We start from the raw sequence: 17,177 nt of genomic DNA, 5'->3' as shown, positions 1-17,177 counted from the left end.
GCTTGTGCGAAGGGGATTGCAATGACAGGCCAGGCGGCACCTGCTGACGGCGAGAAAAGCGAATTGAGCCGCTTCGTCACCGGCCTCGGCCGCGGCGTCGCCGGTGCGCTTCTCCTGGCTCTGCCCATGCTGATGACCATGGAAATGTGGTATCTCGGCTTCTACATGGCGCGCGAGCGCCTGCTGCTTCTGCTGCTGCTCAACATTCCCCTCCTCGTCCTCCTCGCCCACCGCATCGGCTTCGAGGAAACCTTCACCTGGCGCGAGGCGATCCGCGACGCGATCATCGCCTATGGCATCGGCATCGTGACCAGCCTGGTGATCCTGGCTTCGCTCGGCCTGCTCAGAGGCGACATGCCGGCAAGCGAACTGGTGGGCAAGGTCGCCTTGCAATCCGTTCCCGCCAGCATCGGCGCGATGCTCGGCCGCAGCCAGCTCGGCCATGACGATGACGAGGAAGAAAAGGAAACGACCTATCCCGGCGAATTGCTGATGATGGCGGCCGGCGCCCTCTTCCTCTCCCTCAACATCGCCCCGACCGACGAGATGATGGTGCTCGCCTACCGCATGACCATCTGGCATGCCCTCGTCGTCGCCCTGCTTTCGATCGTGCTCATGCATGGTTTCGTCTATGCGGTCTCCTTCACCGGCGGCCATGAACTGTCGCCGGAAACGCCCTGGTGGCATGGCTTCGTGCGCTTTACCCTGCCGGGCTATGTCATCGCGCTCGGTATCAGCATCTTCGCGCTCTGGATCTTTGAACGCCTCGGTGACAGCTCGGCCGTGGAGATCATGCTGTCCGTCATCGTGCTCGGTTTCCCGGCCTCGCTCGGCGCAGCGGCCGCGCGACTGATCCTGTGAGGGACCCATGACCCGATCCGGACAGGGCCATCACCGCGAACGCCACGATCCACACTGGGTGGAATGGCTGACCGGCCTTTTCTCCGCTCTCCTGATCGCCGGACTGCTCGGCTGGGTGGGTTGGGAAGCCCTGACGCGGCAAGCGACACCGCCGGATCTCTCCGTCACCATATTGACGACCGAAAAGACCTCCGGCGGCTACCGGGTCGCCTTCGACATCTACAACACGGCGACGACGACGGCCGCCGCCGTCACGGTGGTGGGGCGACTGCGCGAAGGAGACCGGGTCGTCGAGGAAAACCCCGTCATCTTCGACTATGTGGCGGCCGAATCGAAGTCGACGGGTGCCGTCCTTTTTGCGAACGACCCCGCCGGCCGCACCCTGGAGATTCGCCCGGCCGGCTACACCGACCCGTGAAAGAACAACGCCAAGTCGCGGAAGAGACTCCGCAAAACGGAACCAATTTCGTCGGCGCGGATTGAGCAGAAGTCGCAACGTCCGTGTCCGGCGATGAAGATGGGCATGGCTGACCCAGCAAGGCCGGAACCATGCAATTGCCGCTTCTCATCCTGCTGACGACGCAGGTTCTTCTGCCGGTCTTCTTCCTGCTCTGGCTCTGGCTGCCACGCCCCGCCGACCGCCTCGGCTGGGCGATGCGCGTTTTCTACGGCGTCTGCTACATCGCCTTCATCACCGTCATCGGCCGCTGGGATTTTTTGAGCGCGACGCTGGCGACCCTTCTGCCGGTGGTCTTCTGCGTCTTCACCGTGCTTTCCTTCTTGCGCGTGCGCCGGCTTCCCTGGAACAGCAGGGCCTCGGTGATGCGCCAGCACGGCTTCACCGCCGCTATGGCGGTCTTCTTCCTGGCGCTGACCGCACGGGCGCTTTCCGGCTACGGCTATCAGGAGACCGCTGTGGAGCTCGCCTTCCCCTTTTCCGCCGGCACCTACTATATCGGCCAGGGCGGCAGCGCGACGTCGATCAACAATCACTATGCGGACCAGAGCCAGCGCTATGCGCTCGATATCGTCGCGCTTGACGACATCGGCGCCCGCGCGAAAGGGCTGATGCCGGACGACCTTGCCGACTATGCCATCTATGGGCAGGAGGTGAAGAGCCCCTGCACGGGCGTCGCCATCTCCATCCATGACGGCATAGCGGACAACCGCATTTCACAGACCAATACCGAAGAGCCGGCCGGCAACCATATCATCCTTGCCTGCGGCACCACGCGCATCCTGCTGGCCCACTTCCAGAAGGGAACGATCATCGTTGCAGCGGGCGAGCTTGTCACGGAAGGCGAGACGCTGGGGCGCGCCGGCAATTCCGGCAACTCCTCCGAGCCGCACCTGCACATGCATGCCTATATCGGCGGCACGCTGGACTATAATGCGGGTCAGGGTGTGCCGATGACCTTCGGCGGCCGCTTCCTGGTGCGGGGTTCGACCATCACGCTCCCTTGATGCGCTCGAACCAGCCGTCCTCGTCGATCACCTCGACGTTGAATTCCTTCGCCTTGTCGAGCTTGGAGCCGGCGCCGGGACCGGCGACCACGAGGTCCGTCTTCTTCGACACGGAGCCAGCCACCTTGGCGCCGAGACGCTCGGCCATGGCCTTCGCCTCGTCACGCGTCATCTTCTCCAGCGAGCCGGTGAAGACCACCGTCTTGCCGGCGACGGGGCTCGACGTGACGACGAGCGCCTCGGCGGCTTCCGGCGTCACCTCCTGCAACAGACGATCGATGACATCGACATTGCGCGGCTCCTTGTAGAACTCCACCATCGCCCGTGCCACGACCTCGCCGATACCGTCGATGCTGTTGAGTTCGCTCCAGGCCTCGCCGGAGAGCGGGGCCGAGGCCTTCATGCCCTCCTCGAAGGCCGCGTAGGTGCCATAGGCCCGCGCCAGGAGCTTCGCATTGGTCTCACCGACATGGCGGATGCCAAGCGCATAGATGAACCGGTTGAGCGCGATCGAACGGCGCGCATCGATGGCGTCGTAGAGCTTGCGCACGCTCACCTTTCCGAAGCCATCGATATTCTCGAGCTTCGTCAGCGATACCGCCTGCCGCTTTTCCAGCGTGAAGATGTCGGGCGCCGTGCGGATCGACAGCGAGGGGTCTTCCGCCTCGAAGAAGAAATCGATCTGCTTGGAGCCGAGCCCTTCGATATCGAAGGCATTGCGCGAGACGAAATGTTTCAGATGCTCCACCGCCTGCGCGCGGCAGACGAAGCCGCCCGTGCAGCGTGTGACCGAATCGAGCCGGCCCGTCTTCTCGTTTCGCTCGCGCACGGCGTGGCTGCCACAGACCGGGCAGGTTTTCGGAAACTCGTAGGAGACCGATTGCGCCGGGCGCTTTTCCATCACCACGTCCAGCACCTGCGGAATGACGTCCCCTGCCCGCTGCACGATGACGGTGTCGCCGATGCGGATATCGTGCCCTTCTTCGCGGATGCGCTCGCCGTTGTTGCCGATGCCCTCGATATAGTCGGCATTGTGGAGGGTCGCATTGGTGACGACCACGCCGCCGACCGTGACGGGCGTCAGACGCGCGACGGGCGTCAGCGCGCCGGTGCGCCCGACCTGGATGTCGATCTTCTCCACGGTCGTGAAGGCCTGCTCGGCCGGAAACTTGTGCGCCGTCGCCCAGCGCGGAGAACGGGAGCGGAAGCCGAGGCGTTCTTGCAGGGCAAGCTCGTCCACCTTGTAGACGACGCCGTCGATATCATAGTCGAGATCCGGCCGGGCAAGGCCGATCTCCCGGTAATGCGCGATGATATCCTCGACGCGGGAAAGCCGCTGCGTCATCGGATTGACCGGGAAACCCCAGGATTTCAGCACCCCGATCATGCCGAACTGCGTATCGGCCGGCATGGCCGACATCTCGCCCCAGGCATAGGCGAAGAAGCGCAGCTTGCGGCTCGCCGTCACGGAGGCGTCGAGCTGACGCAGCGAGCCGGCCGCCGTGTTGCGTGGATTGACATAGGTCTGCTTGCCCTCCGCCGCCATCTTCTCGTTGAGCGCCAGGAAGTCGCTCTTGGCCATGTAGACCTCGCCGCGCACCTCCACGACGGCGGGGGCGCCGGCCGGCAGGCGGTTCGGGATTTCCGCAATGGTCAACACATTCGCGGTGACGTTCTCACCCGTCGCGCCGTCGCCGCGCGTGGCGGCCGTCACCAGCCGCCCGTTCTCGTAGCGGATCGACATGGAAAGGCCGTCGATCTTCGGCTCGGCTGTAAAGGCGATCGAATCGTCCGGAAGACGCCCCAGGAACCGGTAGACCGAGGCGACGAAATCCCGCACGTCCTCGTCGGAGAACGTGTTGTCGAGCGAGAGCATCGGCCGGGAATGGGCAATCGGCGCGAAAGTGGCGAGCGGTGCGGCGCCGACCCGGCGCGACGGGCTGTCGTCGCGCACCAGCGCCGGGAACCGCGCCTCGATCTCCTCGTTGCGCCGCTTCAGCGCATCGTAGTCCGCATCCGAAATCTCCGGCGCGTCGTGCCCGTGATAGAGTTCGTCATTGCGGGCGATCTCGGCCGCCAGATAGGCAAGCTCGGCAGCGGCCTCTTCTTCGGTCAGGTTCTCGACGGGGATTTTTGCGTTCGCCATGACGTGCTCCGGGATTCGGAGTCGTTTTAGAGCAAAGCGGGCGAAAGGAAAGTGGGAGAGCCGCGAGACCGCCCCTCATTTCCCTGCCCGCGCGTCACTGCGCAGACGGGATAAAGGGAACAAGCGGGAAGCCTAAACTCCGCCCGACAACAGCCGCGCCGCCGCCGCCCGCGCTTCGTCCGTCACCGATGCGCCGGCCAGCATGCGGGCGATTTCTTCCGTGCGGGCGTCGTCGTCCATGCGAGCGACACGGGTGGCGACCGTCTCGCTGCCTTCGACCGGTCCCTTGGAGATGAGAAGATGGGTCGCCGCACGGGCCGCCACCTGCGGGGCATGGGTGACGGAGAGCACCTGCACGGTGGACGACAGCCGCTTCAGCCGCTGGCCGATGGCATCGGCCACGGCACCGCCGACGCCAGTGTCGATTTCGTCGAAGACGAGCGTGGGGGCCGAGCCGCGATCGGCGAGCGCCACCTTCAGCGCCAGCAGGAAACGCGACAGCTCGCCGCCCGAAGCGACCTTCATGATGGGGCCGGGACGGGTTCCGGGATTGGTCTGGACGTGGAACTCGACCGTGTCGATCCCCTCCTCCGCCCCGCCGTCCGGATCGGTGGTAATCTCAACCGTGAAGCGCGCACGCTCAAGCTTCAGCGCCGGCAGCTCGGCCATCACGGCGGCCGCAAGCGCGTCCGCGACATGGTGGCGCCTTTCGGAAAGCGAGCGGGCAGCGACCTCGAAAGCGCCGCGCGTTTCGGTAAGCCGGTTCTGCAATTGCACCAGCTTCTCCTCGCCGGCATCGAGATCGGCAAGATCGGCGATCATCTTGGCGGCAAGGGCGGGAAGCCCCATGACGGGCACGGAATATTTGCGGGCGGCAGCGCGCAGCGCAAAGAGCCGTTCTTCCGTGCGCTCCAGCTCCTTCGGATCGTATTCCGTCTTGCGCAGCGCCGTCTCGACGGCCATCTGCGCATCGGAAAGCTGGTTCAGCGCCTGGTCGAGCAGCTCGACGGTTTCTTCCAGCAGGCCCGGCGCCTCCTGGCTCTTGCGCTCCAGGCGGCGCATGAGCGCGGCGATCAGCGGCACGGGCGAGGCATTGCCGTTCAGGAACTCGCTCGCCTCGTTGATGTCGCCGGCAATGCGCTCGGCCTTCATCATGCGCGCGCGCACCTCGGCCAATGCCTCCTCCTCGCCATCCTGCGGCGAGAGTGTTTCCAGTTCCTCGACGGAAGAGCGCAGATAATCGGCTTCGCGGGCGGCAGCCTCCACCTTTTCACGGTGGCGCCGCAGCGTGCGCTCGGCCTCCCGCCACTGGTGATAGAGCGTGGCCACCGTAGCGGCCGTTTCGCCAAGGCCGCCGAAGGCGTCCAGCAACAGGCGGTGGGCGTCCGTATCGACCAGCGCGCGGTCGTCATGCTGGCCGTGGATCTCGACGAGAAGCTGGCCGGCCTGCCGCATCAGCTGCACGGAAACCGGCTGGTCGTTGACATAGGCCTTGGTGCGCCCGTCGGCCGATTGCTGGCGGCGGAAGATGAGGTCGCCATCGTCGTCGATGCCGTTGTCGCGCAGGAGCAGGCGTGCCGCATGCTGGGCCGGCACGTCGAAGACGGCCGTCACCTGGCCGCGCTCGGTGCCGTGGCGGACCAGCGAACCGTCACCGCGCCCGCCGAGCGCCAGAGAAAGACTGTCGAGAAGAATGGACTTGCCGGCGCCCGTTTCGCCGGTCAGCACGGAAAGGCCCGGCTCGAAGGCAAGATCGAGCCGTTCGATCAGGACGATATCGCGGATCGACAGCTGCGCCAGCATATCGTGTCAGGTCTCTTCGTTTTTCCGCAATTCCGAACGCAGGCCGTGTGCCGAAAGCGCCCGGATCAGGCGCCGATCAGCTTCTTGCCGGCGCGTGCGATCCAGGAACCGGAGTTTTCACGCGGCTCCAGGCCCTTCGTCTGAAGCAGCTTGTAGCTGTCGGCATACCACTGGCTGTCGGGATAGTTATGGCCCAGCACGGCGGCTGCAGTCTGCGCCTCGCTATCGACGCCCATGGCGTAATAGGTCTCGACGAGGCGCGCGAGTGCTTCCTCGATCTGGTTGGTCATCGGATACTTCTCGACGACGATGCGGAAGCGGCTTGCCGCGGCAATGTATTCCTTGCGCTCGAGATAGTAGCGGCCGACCTGCATTTCCTTGCCGGCGAGCTGGTCGCGGGCAAAGCGGATCTTGGCGTGCGCGTCCTCGACATATTCCGAATCGGGATAGTTATCGACGACTGCCTGCATGGCCTCGATCGTCTGCTGCGAGGCGCGCTGATCCTGCGTGACGCTCGGGATCTGCTTCCAGTAGCCGAGGCCGACGATGTACTGCGCGTAGGGTGCGTCCGCCGAGCCCGGATAGAGCACGAGGTAACGCTTGCCGGCAGCGATGGCTTCTTCGGTACGGCCCTGGCGATAGTTCGTGAAGGCCAGCATGATGAGCGACTTGCGCGCCTGCTCGGAGAACGGGTTCTGCCGGTCCACCGCCTCGAACTTGCGGCTCGCCTCGGTCGCCTTGCCGGCGCTGAGGTTGGCAAGGCCCTGATTGTAGAGCGTATCGGGGGACTCGGTTTCGCCGGTCAGCTTCGTGATGTCGATATCCGGATCCGACTGGCACGCGGACAGACCAATCGAAGACGCCGTAGCGAAAAGCGTAAGATAGACAATGCGCGCCGTCTTCTTCACACCAACAGACCCTGCAACAACCATGTGACAATCCCAGTTCAACGGCACTCTATGCAGCAGGGCCGCATACGCGCCCCGCGTTGTATCTCCAAATACGTCGAGACCGCAACGCCATGGCGGCGCATTAACGCATTTTTATGGCATACATGTCGGGAGAGCGACCGTCGCTGCCCCGGCCTCAGAGAGACCAGGGAGCAAATTCGGGAGCGTTGACGGTAATCAGTTCGCGCTGGCCGGCGCGCGAGCGCGGCGAAGAGGATTCCACCACCTCATAGGCGGTGCGGTCGCTGAGCAGCGCCTTCAGCGCGTAGGCATTCATCTTGTGGCCGCCGCGATAGGAGCGGTAGCAGCCGATGAAGGGTGCGCCGGCAAGCGCAAGGTCGCCCACGGCGTCCAGCGTCTTGTGACGGACGAACTCGTCCTTGGCGTAACGCAGGCCCTCGACATTGATGACCGTGTTGTCGTCGGAGATGACGACCGAGTTTTCCAGCGAGGAGCCGAGCGCGTGGCCGGAAGCCCAGAGCCGCTCGACATCGCGCATGAAGCCGAAGGTGCGGGCGCGCGACAGTTCGTTGCGGAAGGCGGCGGGCGTCAGATCGCCCTTCCAGGACTGGCGGCCGATCAGCGGGCAGTCGAAATCGATCTCGACTTCGAATCGCGTGCCGTCATAGGGCGTGAACTCGGCCCAGGAGGCGCCAGCCTCGATACGCACTGGCTTGATGATGCGGATGTAGCGGCGCTTGACGGCGAGCTGCACCATGCCGACCTGGTCGATGGCGTCGATGAAGGGCGCGGAGCTGCCATCCATGATCGGCATTTCGGCGCCATGCACTTCGATCAGCAGGTTGTCGAGGCCGAGCGCGTAGATCGCGGCCATGACATGCTCGATCGTGGCGATGGAGGTTGCCGCCGAGAAACCGAGCACGGTGCACAGGTCCGTGTTGCCGACCTGCGAGGAGACCGCGCGATATTCGCTGACGGTGCCGTCGTCATGCAGGCGCTGGAAGACGATGCCGCTATCGGCTTCGGACGGGTTGAGGGTGATCGAAACGGCCGCGCCGGAATGGACACCCGTGCCGGCAATCGTCACCGGGGTCGCAATCGTCGTCTGGAAGCCGAGCATACCGATCGTCATGTGCATTTGCCTTATCTTATTGTCGGCTCATTCTTCGCCGACAGTGTTCGTTCTTCGGCTCAAGGAGCCCTGCGCCGGACGCGCCGCGTCCGCCGGTGGTGTATGCCGGAAGGTCTGGAATTCTGCCGCGCTGCCGAAGGCCGGTTGCGCGAATCCTGACTATCCCCTTTGCCCAGCCTGAATGTAGTAGGACCCTCAGCGTCATACAAATCACTGTTTCTTTCGCTTTGTTACGCTTTCTTCAGCCTGCAAGCCCTTGAAAAGACGCGCAAATAAAAATGCCCGGATCAGAGATCCGGGCATCGTGTCAAAGGGCCTTCAATTCGGCCTCAGTTGGACTGCCGGCGCAGGAAGGCCGGGATTTCCAGCTGGTCGTCTTCCCCGAGCGAACGCGGCTGCGGATTGGCGCGACCGTGATCGTCGAGCTGGCCGCGGCGCGGTGCGTAGAGGCTGGCTTCCGGCGAGAGCGGACGGCGCTGCTGCTGCTGGGCAGCGGCCGGCTCCTGAGCGGCCTGCGTTTCCTCATGGCGACCGAGCGAGGACGTCAGGCGACGCAGGAGACCCATCGGGCCACGCTCTTCCTGGTGGGAAGCCGGCTGCTGGGCCGTGCGGTGGTTGGCTTCCGCCTGAACGACCGGCGGGAAGTCCTCGATCTTCGGCATGCGCACGGCCTGCGGCTCCTGACGGATGATCGGAGCGGAGGGCTCGACACGCTGCTGCATGACCGGAGCCTGCTGCACGGGCTGCTGCTGGATCGGGGCGGCGCGCTGAACGACCGGCGTTTCGGCGAGAGGCGTGAACAGACGGTTCGGCATCCGCGGCTCTTCCTGGAGCTGGGCGACGATCGGCTGCTGCACGGGCGCAGGACGGCTGACCGGAATGGCAAGCTCGCGCTCGAGGCTCTCTTCCGAAGCGCGGATGGCTTCGGCGATCGGATCGACGACGGGCTGCTGCAGGACAGGCTGCATCACGGGCTGCGACAGGACCGGCTGCGACAGGACCGGCTGCGGCTGGGCGACCGGCTGCGGCGCGGGCGCGACGGCGACCGGCTGAACAGGCTGCTGGACCGGAACGGCGGCGGGACGAACTACCGGCTTGCTGTGGCTGCGAAAGTCAGCAGAACGACCAGCCACCTCCGAGGCCGAACGGTCGATACCGGTTGCAACGACGGAGACGCGGATGAGGCCTTCGAGTTCTTCGTCGAAGGTGGCGCCGAGGATGATGTTCGCATCCGGATCGACTTCCTCGCGGATACGGGTCGCAGCTTCGTCGACTTCGAAGAGGGTGAGGTCGCGACCGCCGGTGATGGAGATCAGCAGGCCCTGCGCGCCCTTCATCGAGGTTTCGTCGAGCAGCGGGTTGGCGATGGCGGCTTCGGCAGCGGCCATTGCGCGGCCTTCGCCCGAAGCTTCGCCCGTACCCATCATGGCGCGGCCCATCTCGCGCATCACCGAGCGGACGTCGGCGAAGTCGAGGTTGATGAGGCCTTCCTTGACCATCAGATCGGTGATGCAGGCAACGCCGGAATAGAGCACCTGGTCGGCCATCGCGAAGGCGTCGGCGAAGGTGGTCTTGTCGTTGGCGATGCGGAAGAGGTTCTGGTTCGGGATGACGATCAGCGTGTCGACCGACTTCTGCAGTTCCAGAATGCCTTCCTCGGCGAGGCGCATGCGGCGGCCGCCCTCGAAGTGGAACGGCTTGGTGACCACGCCGACCGTCAGGATGCCCTTGTTGCGGGCGGCCTGTGCGACGATCGGGGCTGCGCCCGTGCCGGTGCCGCCGCCCATGCCGGCGGTGACGAAGCACATATGGGTGCCGTTGAGGTGATCGATGATCTCGTCGATGCACTCCTCGGCGGCCGCGCGGCCGACTTCCGGCTGCGAGCCGGCGCCGAGGCCTTCGGTCACCTGAACGCCCATCTGGATGATCCGCGTAGCCTTGGTCATCGAGAGCGCCTGGGCGTCGGTGTTGGCGACGACGAAGTCGACGCCTTCCAGACCCGCGGTGATCATGTTGTTGACCGCGTTGCCGCCACCGCCACCGACGCCGAAGACGGTGATGCGGGGCTTCAGCTCGGTGATGTCCGGCTTCTGGAGCTTGATAGTCATTGCAGTGTTCCTTTCGTTTCCGGCTGCGTCGCCCAACCGGTCTATTCCCAAAACTCGAATGTCGGTCTTCCCCGGCGGCGGGCCGCCGGGAAACCCGTCAGAAACTTTCCTTCAGCCACTGTCCCATGCGGGCGATGCGGCCGTTGCCACCTGTGAGCTGCGAGAGCATGCCACCCTGCACAGCGTGTTCTTCCAGTTCCGCGACCTGCGGATAGATCATGAGACCCACCGCGGTCGAAAAGGCCGGGCCCTTGGCCGCCGTCGGCAGACCGGACACACCCAGCGGGCGGCCGATGCGGACATTGCGGGCGAGGATGCGGCGGGCCGCTTCCGGCAGGCCGGTCAGCTGGCTTGCGCCACCCGTCAGCACGATCCGCTTCCCGACGATCGGCGAGAAGCCGGAACGCTGGATACGGTCGCGGATGAGTTCGAGCGTCTCGTCGATCCGGGCGCGCACGATGCGTGTGATGAGGGCGCGCGGTACATGGGTCGGCTGGTCGCGGTCGTCCTCGCCGATCGGCGGGACGGTGATGATGTCGCGCTCGTCGCCGGCATTCGGCAGGGCCGAGCCATGCACGACCTTGAGACGTTCGGCGTCCTCGATACGGGTCGAAAGACCACGCGCGAGGTCCGTGGTGACGTGATGACCACCCAGCGAGACCGCATCCGAATGCACCAGCTTGCCCTCAGCGAAGACCGAGATCGTCGTCGTTCCACCGCCCATGTCGATACAGGCGCAGCCGAGTTCGACTTCATCGTCGACGAGGGCGGAAAGGCCGCTCGCATAGGGCGTCGCCACCATGCCCTCGACGGAGAGATGCGCACGGTTGATGCACAGTTCGAGGTTCTTCAGCGAGGCGCGTTCGGCCGTCAGCACATGCATGTCGACGCCGAGCACGTCACCGAACATGGAGAGCGGGTCGCGGATGCCGCGCTCGCCGTCCAGCGAGAAACCGGTCGGCAGCGAATGGAGGATGGCGCGGTCCTGGCGCAACGATTGCTGGCCGGCAACGGCAAGCACCTTGCGCAGGTCGTTGGCATCGACTTCCTGGCCGCCGAGATCGATGGTGGCGGTGTAGACGTCGCTCTGCAGGCGGCCGGCGGAAACGTTGACGATCAGGCTCTCGATGGTGAGGCCGGCCATGCGCTCGGCCGCGTCGACGGCAAGGCGCACGACGCTCTCGGCCGCATCGAGATCGGTGATGACGCCGTTCTTCACGCCGCGGGATTTCTGGTGGCCGATGCCGATGATTTCGACATTGTGCGTGCGGCCCGGCAGGATTTCGCTCTCGGCGCGCGGCGTCAGCCGGCCGATCATGCAGACGACCTTGGTGGAGCCGATATCGAGGACCGAAACGACGTGAGCCCGCTTGGAGGAAAGCGGCTTCAAGCGCGGCAGGCCGAAATGGGACGAACCGAAAATGCTCATGTGCGCTTCGCTGCCTTCTTGAGGTCCTTTGCCCGTTGCTCGACCGCCGCATTGCGGCGTTCCAGCGCCCCTTCCGTCAGACGGACCGTCGTGCGGTCCTCGAGCCTGAGGTCCACCGCCGCGATGTCGCGTTCCAGGAGCCCCTGCTCCGCGTCCAGCGTCGCCAGCGTATCCATGGCGCGCGGAACGTTGTGTTCCGGCAGCTTGACGACGATGCCGTTGTCGAGACGCAGGTCCCAGCGACGGCCGGCGACGCGGATATAGGCCTTCACGCGGGCCTTGATCTCCGGCCAGTTGTCGAACTCGTCGGCAAAGCCTGCCGCCGCGGTTTCGGCATCGCGGCCGACGAAGAGCGGCAGCGTGGAAAACTTGTTGTCGCGCAGCGGCGCGATCACGCTGCCGTTCTTCTCGATCAGCGCCAGGTCGTTGCCGTGCTGCCAGATCGCGAAGGCCTCACGTTCCTTGAGCGCGATCTCGATCGTGCCCGGATAGACCTTGCGGACGGAGACGTCCTGAACCCAGGGCAGGTCCGAAAGCTTCTGGCGGGCATCCTTGACATCGAGGGCGACCAGCGAGGTCGTGCCGTCGAGGCCGAGGCGCTCGAGAATGTCGATTTCCGACGTCTCGCGGTTGCCGGAGACCTTCACGTCCTCGATGGCGAAACCCATCGCGGTCGTCGACGCCTGAGCGACATCCTGCGAATGGCCGCCGAGCGACATGCCGTAGAGGCCCGTCGCACCGAAGAAGACGGCGCTCGCCACCGTGCCGGTGTAACGCGGAATATAGATACGGCCAGCCGCCAGGCTGACGAGGAAGCGGACGATACGGCGCAGCGGACGCGGCAACACGCGGCCGGCTTCCGGTTCGGAAAGCCCGGCGGGGCGCACCCTGCTCTTCTTGACGCTCAACGCAAACACGACGCGTCCTCCACCATCCACTTCAAGAATTCACCAAAGGAATGGCCGGCATGATCGGCCATTTCGGGCACCAGGGAGGTGGGTGTCATGCCGGGCTGGGTGTTGATTTCCAGCCAGATAAGCTCGCCATTCTCGGAGAAACGGTCGTCGTAACGGAAGTCGGAACGGCTGACGCCACGGCACCCGATCGCTTGATGCGCCTTGAGTGCGAGTGTTTGTACTTTTTGGTAAATATTCGGTGAAATTTGCGCCGGGATGACGTGTTTCGAGCCACCTTTTACATATTTGGAATCATAGTCGTAGAAGGCGTGGCCCTGCGGCACCACTTCCGTGACGCCGAGCGCGACATCGCCCATGACGCCGCAGGTCAGCTCGCGACCATAGATGTAACGCTCGACCATGACGCTGTCGCCATAGCGCCATTCAGCGGACGTGATGATCTGCGGGGGATGCGACTGATCTTCCTTGACCATGACGACGCCGAAGGACGAGCCTTCGCGCACCGGCTTGACCACGTAGGGCGGCTTCATCGGATGGGCCGAGGAGAAGTCGAACCGGTTCATCAGGCGCTGCTCGGCAATCGGAATGCCGGCCGCCTTGGCGACGATCTTCGCCTGCGCCTTGTCCATGGCAAGGGCGGAGGCGAGCACGCCGGAATGGGTATAGGGAATCTCGAGATATTCGAGGATGCCCTGGATGGTGCCGTCTTCGCCGAAGGGCCCATGCAGCGCGTTGAACGCGACATCCGGCTTCAGTTCGGAGAGCACGCTGGCGACGTCGTGACCGACATCGACGCGGGTGACCTTGTAGCCTTCGGCCTCAAGCGTGTCGGCGCAAGCGGTCCCGGACGAAAGGCTCACCGGCCGTTCCGACGAAAAACCACCCATCAGCACCGCGACATGCTTTACGCTCATAGAACCCCCAACTGAATTCCGCACATTGCCCCTCGTCGCTTGCGTGGACCTGATTTGCGTATCGGCCCCGACTCGGCGAGCGAGATGGGACCACTAGAACGGCATTAAGGTTAATGAAGCGTTTACTTTCGTTAACCGGATGCCGGGAGACGCAAATTTTCCTTCCACCGAATCACGGCATGTTTTGATTCTCCTTCTGGAATCAGAGAGTTGCAGCCGGCGCAAGTGAAACGGGGAAATCCGGGACCGCAAGGGCGGCGGCAAAGCCGCCCAAAACCGCCGAACACCTTGGTAAACGCCGGAAAGCGGCGAGGCGCACGAAAAGTACGATTTTTTGATCTTTCGGGACCTTTTATTGTTCCATCGCCCCATGCGTTGGCGTAGGGGAACCCCGCTGCCTCCCAAGACGGCGACAAGAAACTTCAGAAAGGCCCCCGACAATGAGTGAACAGCTCACTTCCGGGTCGCCGACCGCAACGCATTCCACCCACGCCGGCCTCAACTCCCCGGCGCGGGTTCTCTTTGCAAGCCTGGTCGGAACGACCATCGAATTCTTCGATTTCTATGTTTACGCCACGGCCGCCGTGCTGGTCTTCCCGACACTGTTTTTCCCGAACAGCGATCCGACGACCGCCCTGCTCGCCTCCTTCGCAACCTTCTCCATCGCATTCTTCGCCCGCCCGCTCGGCGCGATCGTGTTCGGGCATTATGGCGACCGCGTCGGCCGCAAGACGACGCTCGTCGCCGCCTTGCTGACCATGGGCATCTCGACCGTCATCATCGGTCTTCTGCCGTCCTACGAATCGATCGGCGTGCTTGCGCCGCTGCTCCTGGCACTGTGCCGCTTCGGCCAGGGCTTCGGCCTTGGCGGCGAATGGGGCGGCGCGGTTCTGCTCGCCACGGAAAACGCGCCTCCCGGCAAGCGCAGCTGGTACGGCATGTTCCCGCAGCTCGGCGCTCCGGTCGGCCTTTTCCTCTCCTCCGGCGTCTTCTGGCTGCTGCTGCATGTCATGCCGCAGGAATCGCTGCTTGCCTGGGGCTGGCGCATCCCCTTCGTCGCGTCGATCGTGCTGATCGCCGTCGGTCTGTGGGTCCGCCTGTCGATCACCGAGACGCCCGCCTTCCAGAAGGCCATAGAAAAGCAGGAACGCGTGGAGGTGCCGGTCGTTGAACTCTTCCGCAACCACAAGCGCAGCCTCGTGCTCGGCACCTTCGTCGCGCTCGCCACCTTCGTGCTGTTCTATATCGGCTCGGCCTACCTGCTCTCCTACAACGTCAAGGTCCTGAAGCTCCCCTTCGTCGAAGCGCTGGAAATCCAGCTCGTTGGATCGGTGCTGTTCGGCCTGTTCATTCCCCTCGCCGGAAAACTCGCCGAACGATTCGGCCGCCGCGAAGTGCTGATCGCCTCCACCGTTCTCATCGGCATCTTCTCGTTCTTCCTGCCGGGTCTGATGACCGGCGGCGAAACCGGGATCTTCGTCTTCGTGATCCTCGCCATGGCACTGATGGGCATGACCTACGGCCTGATCGGCACGGCGCTCGCCGCGCCCTTCCCCACCAAGGTGCGCTACACCGGTTCGTCGATCACGTTCAATTTCGCGGGCATCTTCGGCGCTTCGCTCGCGCCCTATATCGCGACATGGCTGCAGGCGACCTACGGCATGACCTATGTCGGTTACTATCTCGGCCTTTCCGCCGTGATCACGCTGGCCTGCATCCTGCTCTCGGGCAAGGAAGAGGTCTGAGCCCTTCCGGAAGGCCTGAAACGAAAAACCCGCCGCGTCACCGCGGCGGGTTTCCTGTGTCTGCCGATCAATCGTTTTCGCCGACGATCTTCCAGATCACGCCGCCGACAACGGCGCCGAGGAGAGGAGCCAGCCAGAACAGCCAGAGCTGCGAGAGCGCAGCCGTCTCGGCAAAGAGCGCCACGCCCGTCGAGCGGGCCGGATTGACCGAGGTGTTGGTCACCGGGATCGAGACGAGATGGATCAGCGTCAGGCCGAGGCCGATGGCGATGGGCGCGAAACCCGCCGGCGCGCGGCCATGGGTCGACCCCAGGATGATGATCAGGAAGAAGGCCGTCAGCACCACTTCCGCCACCAGTGCCGCCGTCAGCGAATAGCCGCCCGGCGACAGCTCGCCATAGCCGTTCGAGGCAAAACCGCCGGCGGCAAAGCCGGCCTTGCCGGAGGCGATGACATAGAGCACCGCAGCCGCGGCAACGGCGCCGACGACCTGCGCCACGATATACGGCACGAGGCTGGATGCCGGGAATTTGCCGGCGACCGTCAGGCCGAGGGAGACGGCCGGATTGAAGTGCCCGCCGGAAATGCCGCCGACCGTGTAGGCCATGGTCAGCACCGTCAGGCCGAAGGCGAAGGAAACACCGAGAAGGCCGATGCCAACCTCGGGAAATGCAGCCGCCAGGACGGCGCTGCCGCAACCGCCGAAGACAAGCCAGAACGTGCCGAGAAATTCGGCCGAAAGTTTCTTGAACATGAATGTCCCCTGTCAAAACCCGCTGGAGCGAGATTCGGCCCCGCAACTATTGCGCGACCGGAGACAGCATTCGCTAAAATTCCCTGAATGAAGGCTGAATAAAGGCAGCCGCGCGGCGCTTTCATGGCCGCGCGAACACCGGTCCGGCCCGCGCTTGCGATCAATCCTTCTCGCCGATGACCTTCCAGACCAGCGTGCCGATGACGGCGCCAAGCATCGGGGCGAACCAGAACAGCCAGAGCTGCGAGAGGGCCGCCGTGTCGGCGAAGAGCGCGAGCGCCGTGGAACGGGCCGGATTGAGCGACGTGTTGGTGATCGGGATCGACACGAGGTTGATCCCCGTCAGGCTGAGGCCGATGGAAATGGGTGCGAAGCCCGTCGGGACGCGGTCATGGATCGAGCCGAGGATGATGAAGAGGAAGAGCGCCATCAGCACCACTTCGGTCACCAGCGCCGCCGTCAGCGAATAGCCGCCTGGCGACAGGTCGCCATAGCCGTTGGCACCGAAACCGCCCGCCACGAAACCGGCTTTACCGGAGGCGACGAGGTAGAGCGTCGCCGCGGCCGCGGCAGCGCCCGCCACCTGCGCCAGAGCATAGGGCAATACCTGCGACGCCGGGAATTTGCCGGCAACGGCAAGGCCCACCGAAACGGCAGGGTTCATATGCCCTCCCGAAACGCCGCCGATCGTATAGATCATCGCCATCAGCGCGATGCCGGCGGAAAAGGAAATGCCGACGATGCCGATGCCGATCTCAGGAAAGGTCGCGGCCAGAATGCCGCTGCCGCTGCCGATGAAGATGAGCCAGAACGTACCGATGAATTCGGCCGTGAGTTTCCTGAACATGAACGCCCCCGATACGACCTCGCATGGCGAAGCCTTGCCGCGCGACAATCACGCGGCCTTACATGAAGTGTGATGAACTTGCGTGGGGGGAGAGAGGGTTTACGGACCACCCGAGGCGGCCGGCAAACCCTCCAGCAAGTGCATCA

Annotated in this window: 14 protein-coding genes; 4 read left to right on the top strand and 10 right to left on the bottom strand. The window is 64.4% G+C overall.

Translation table 11 applies throughout. The features are described from left to right. The first annotated feature begins 21 nt into the window (after positions 1-21). The 3 genes from V8U06_RS01545 to V8U06_RS01535 all read left to right on the top strand — a co-directional run bounded on the left by V8U06_RS01545 (position 22) and on the right by V8U06_RS01535 (position 2,325). The gene (locus V8U06_RS01545; protein WP_427139218.1) at positions 22-861 is read left to right on the top strand and encodes a TIGR02587 family membrane protein; all 840 of its coding nucleotides are present in this window, start codon (positions 22-24) and stop codon (positions 859-861) included. Positions 862-868: 7 nt separating this feature from the next. Then, positions 869-1,279, top strand: a complete 411-nt coding sequence (locus tag V8U06_RS01540; RefSeq protein WP_427139217.1) for a TIGR02588 family protein — start codon at positions 869-871, stop codon at positions 1,277-1,279. 131 nt (positions 1,280-1,410) lie between these two features. After that, complete coding sequence (locus V8U06_RS01535; RefSeq protein ID WP_427139216.1) at positions 1,411-2,325, top strand: M23 family metallopeptidase; 915 nt, start codon at positions 1,411-1,413, stop codon at positions 2,323-2,325. Here the strand turns inward: V8U06_RS01535 and ligA are convergent. The 8 genes from ligA to V8U06_RS01495 all read right to left on the bottom strand — a co-directional run bounded on the left by ligA (position 2,312) and on the right by V8U06_RS01495 (position 13,685). Continuing rightward, on the bottom strand, positions 2,312-4,471 hold the full coding sequence (ligA, locus tag V8U06_RS01530; protein WP_427139215.1) for an NAD-dependent DNA ligase LigA: 2,160 nt from the start codon (positions 4,469-4,471) through the stop codon (positions 2,312-2,314). The genes V8U06_RS01535 and ligA overlap by 14 nt on opposite strands. 132 nt (positions 4,472-4,603) lie before the next feature. Continuing rightward, the gene (gene recN, locus V8U06_RS01525; RefSeq protein ID WP_427139214.1) at positions 4,604-6,274 is read right to left on the bottom strand and encodes a DNA repair protein RecN; all 1,671 of its coding nucleotides are present in this window, start codon (positions 6,272-6,274) and stop codon (positions 4,604-4,606) included. A 65-nt stretch (positions 6,275-6,339) separates the two neighbouring features. Beyond that, positions 6,340-7,206 (bottom strand): outer membrane protein assembly factor BamD, encoded by an 867-nt coding sequence (locus V8U06_RS01520; RefSeq protein WP_427139213.1) that lies wholly within the window; start codon positions 7,204-7,206, stop codon positions 6,340-6,342. A gap of 154 nt (positions 7,207-7,360) precedes the next feature. Next, a complete protein-coding gene (lpxC, locus tag V8U06_RS01515; RefSeq protein ID WP_427139212.1) occupies positions 7,361-8,317 on the bottom strand; it encodes a UDP-3-O-acyl-N-acetylglucosamine deacetylase in 957 nt (318 codons plus the stop codon). A gap of 329 nt (positions 8,318-8,646) precedes the next feature. After that, a complete protein-coding gene (gene ftsZ / locus V8U06_RS01510; protein ID WP_427139211.1) occupies positions 8,647-10,425 on the bottom strand; it encodes a cell division protein FtsZ in 1,779 nt (592 codons plus the stop codon). Between the two features lie 97 nt (positions 10,426-10,522). Next, a complete protein-coding gene (gene ftsA, locus V8U06_RS01505) occupies positions 10,523-11,854 on the bottom strand; it encodes a cell division protein FtsA (RefSeq protein ID WP_226918518.1) in 1,332 nt (443 codons plus the stop codon). Beyond that, on the bottom strand, positions 11,851-12,771 hold the full coding sequence (locus tag V8U06_RS01500; RefSeq protein ID WP_226918517.1) for a cell division protein FtsQ/DivIB: 921 nt from the start codon (positions 12,769-12,771) through the stop codon (positions 11,851-11,853). Before V8U06_RS01500 ends, ftsA begins: the two co-directional genes overlap by 4 nt. Continuing rightward, positions 12,759-13,685 carry a D-alanine--D-alanine ligase gene (locus V8U06_RS01495; protein WP_226918516.1) on the bottom strand — a complete coding sequence of 309 codons (927 nt, stop codon included), beginning with the start codon at positions 13,683-13,685 and terminating at the stop codon, positions 12,759-12,761. The genes V8U06_RS01500 and V8U06_RS01495 overlap by 13 nt, the downstream gene beginning before the upstream one ends. A 440-nt stretch (positions 13,686-14,125) precedes the next feature. On the opposite strand from V8U06_RS01495, the gene V8U06_RS01490 reads away from it, so the two are divergent. Next, positions 14,126-15,430, top strand: coding sequence for an MFS transporter (locus tag V8U06_RS01490; protein WP_427139210.1), 1,305 nt, complete (start codon positions 14,126-14,128; stop codon positions 15,428-15,430). A gap of 67 nt (positions 15,431-15,497) precedes the next feature. Here V8U06_RS01490 and aqpZ (V8U06_RS01485) read toward each other — a convergent pair whose 3' ends face one another. Together aqpZ (V8U06_RS01485) and aqpZ (V8U06_RS01480) are read right to left on the bottom strand one after the other, a co-directional pair. Continuing rightward, positions 15,498-16,184, bottom strand: coding sequence for an aquaporin Z (gene aqpZ, locus V8U06_RS01485; RefSeq protein WP_427139209.1), 687 nt, complete (start codon positions 16,182-16,184; stop codon positions 15,498-15,500). Positions 16,185-16,344: 160 nt separating this feature from the next. After that, positions 16,345-17,031: an aquaporin Z gene (gene aqpZ, locus V8U06_RS01480; RefSeq protein ID WP_427139208.1), complete on the bottom strand. Its 687-nt coding sequence runs from the start codon at positions 17,029-17,031 to the stop codon at positions 16,345-16,347. Positions 17,032-17,177 lie beyond the last annotated feature (146 nt).

The organism is Shinella sp. G-2 (assembly GCF_050172695.1).
In the GTDB taxonomy this organism is placed as follows: Bacteria; Pseudomonadota; Alphaproteobacteria; order Rhizobiales; family Rhizobiaceae; genus Shinella.
This window is presented reverse-complemented; position numbering and strand designations above follow the sequence as displayed.

Bases quoted from the DNA above. Each gene is read 5' to 3' on its own strand.
- recN (WP_427139214.1), bottom strand. From the start codon at position 6,274: ATGCTGGCGCAGCTGTCGATCCGCGATATCGTCCTGATCGAACGGCTC.
- ligA (WP_427139215.1), bottom strand. From the start codon at position 4,471: ATGGCGAACGCAAAAATCCCCGTCGAGAACCTGACCGAAGAAGAGGCC.
- V8U06_RS01545 (WP_427139218.1), top strand. From the start codon at position 22: ATGACAGGCCAGGCGGCACCTGCTGACGGCGAGAAAAGCGAATTGAGC.
- V8U06_RS01495 (WP_226918516.1), bottom strand. From the start codon at position 13,685: ATGAGCGTAAAGCATGTCGCGGTGCTGATGGGTGGTTTTTCGTCGGAA.
- V8U06_RS01540 (WP_427139217.1), top strand. From the start codon at position 869: ATGACCCGATCCGGACAGGGCCATCACCGCGAACGCCACGATCCACAC.
- aqpZ (WP_427139208.1), bottom strand. From the start codon at position 17,031: ATGTTCAGGAAACTCACGGCCGAATTCATCGGTACGTTCTGGCTCATC.
- lpxC (WP_427139212.1), bottom strand. From the start codon at position 8,317: ATGACGATCGGTATGCTCGGCTTCCAGACGACGATTGCGACCCCGGTG.
- aqpZ (WP_427139209.1), bottom strand. From the start codon at position 16,184: ATGTTCAAGAAACTTTCGGCCGAATTTCTCGGCACGTTCTGGCTTGTC.
- ftsZ (WP_427139211.1), bottom strand. From the start codon at position 10,425: ATGACTATCAAGCTCCAGAAGCCGGACATCACCGAGCTGAAGCCCCGC.
- V8U06_RS01520 (WP_427139213.1), bottom strand. From the start codon at position 7,206: ATGGTTGTTGCAGGGTCTGTTGGTGTGAAGAAGACGGCGCGCATTGTC.
- V8U06_RS01535 (WP_427139216.1), top strand. From the start codon at position 1,411: ATGCAATTGCCGCTTCTCATCCTGCTGACGACGCAGGTTCTTCTGCCG.
- ftsA (WP_226918518.1), bottom strand. From the start codon at position 11,854: ATGAGCATTTTCGGTTCGTCCCATTTCGGCCTGCCGCGCTTGAAGCCG.
- V8U06_RS01490 (WP_427139210.1), top strand. From the start codon at position 14,126: ATGAGTGAACAGCTCACTTCCGGGTCGCCGACCGCAACGCATTCCACC.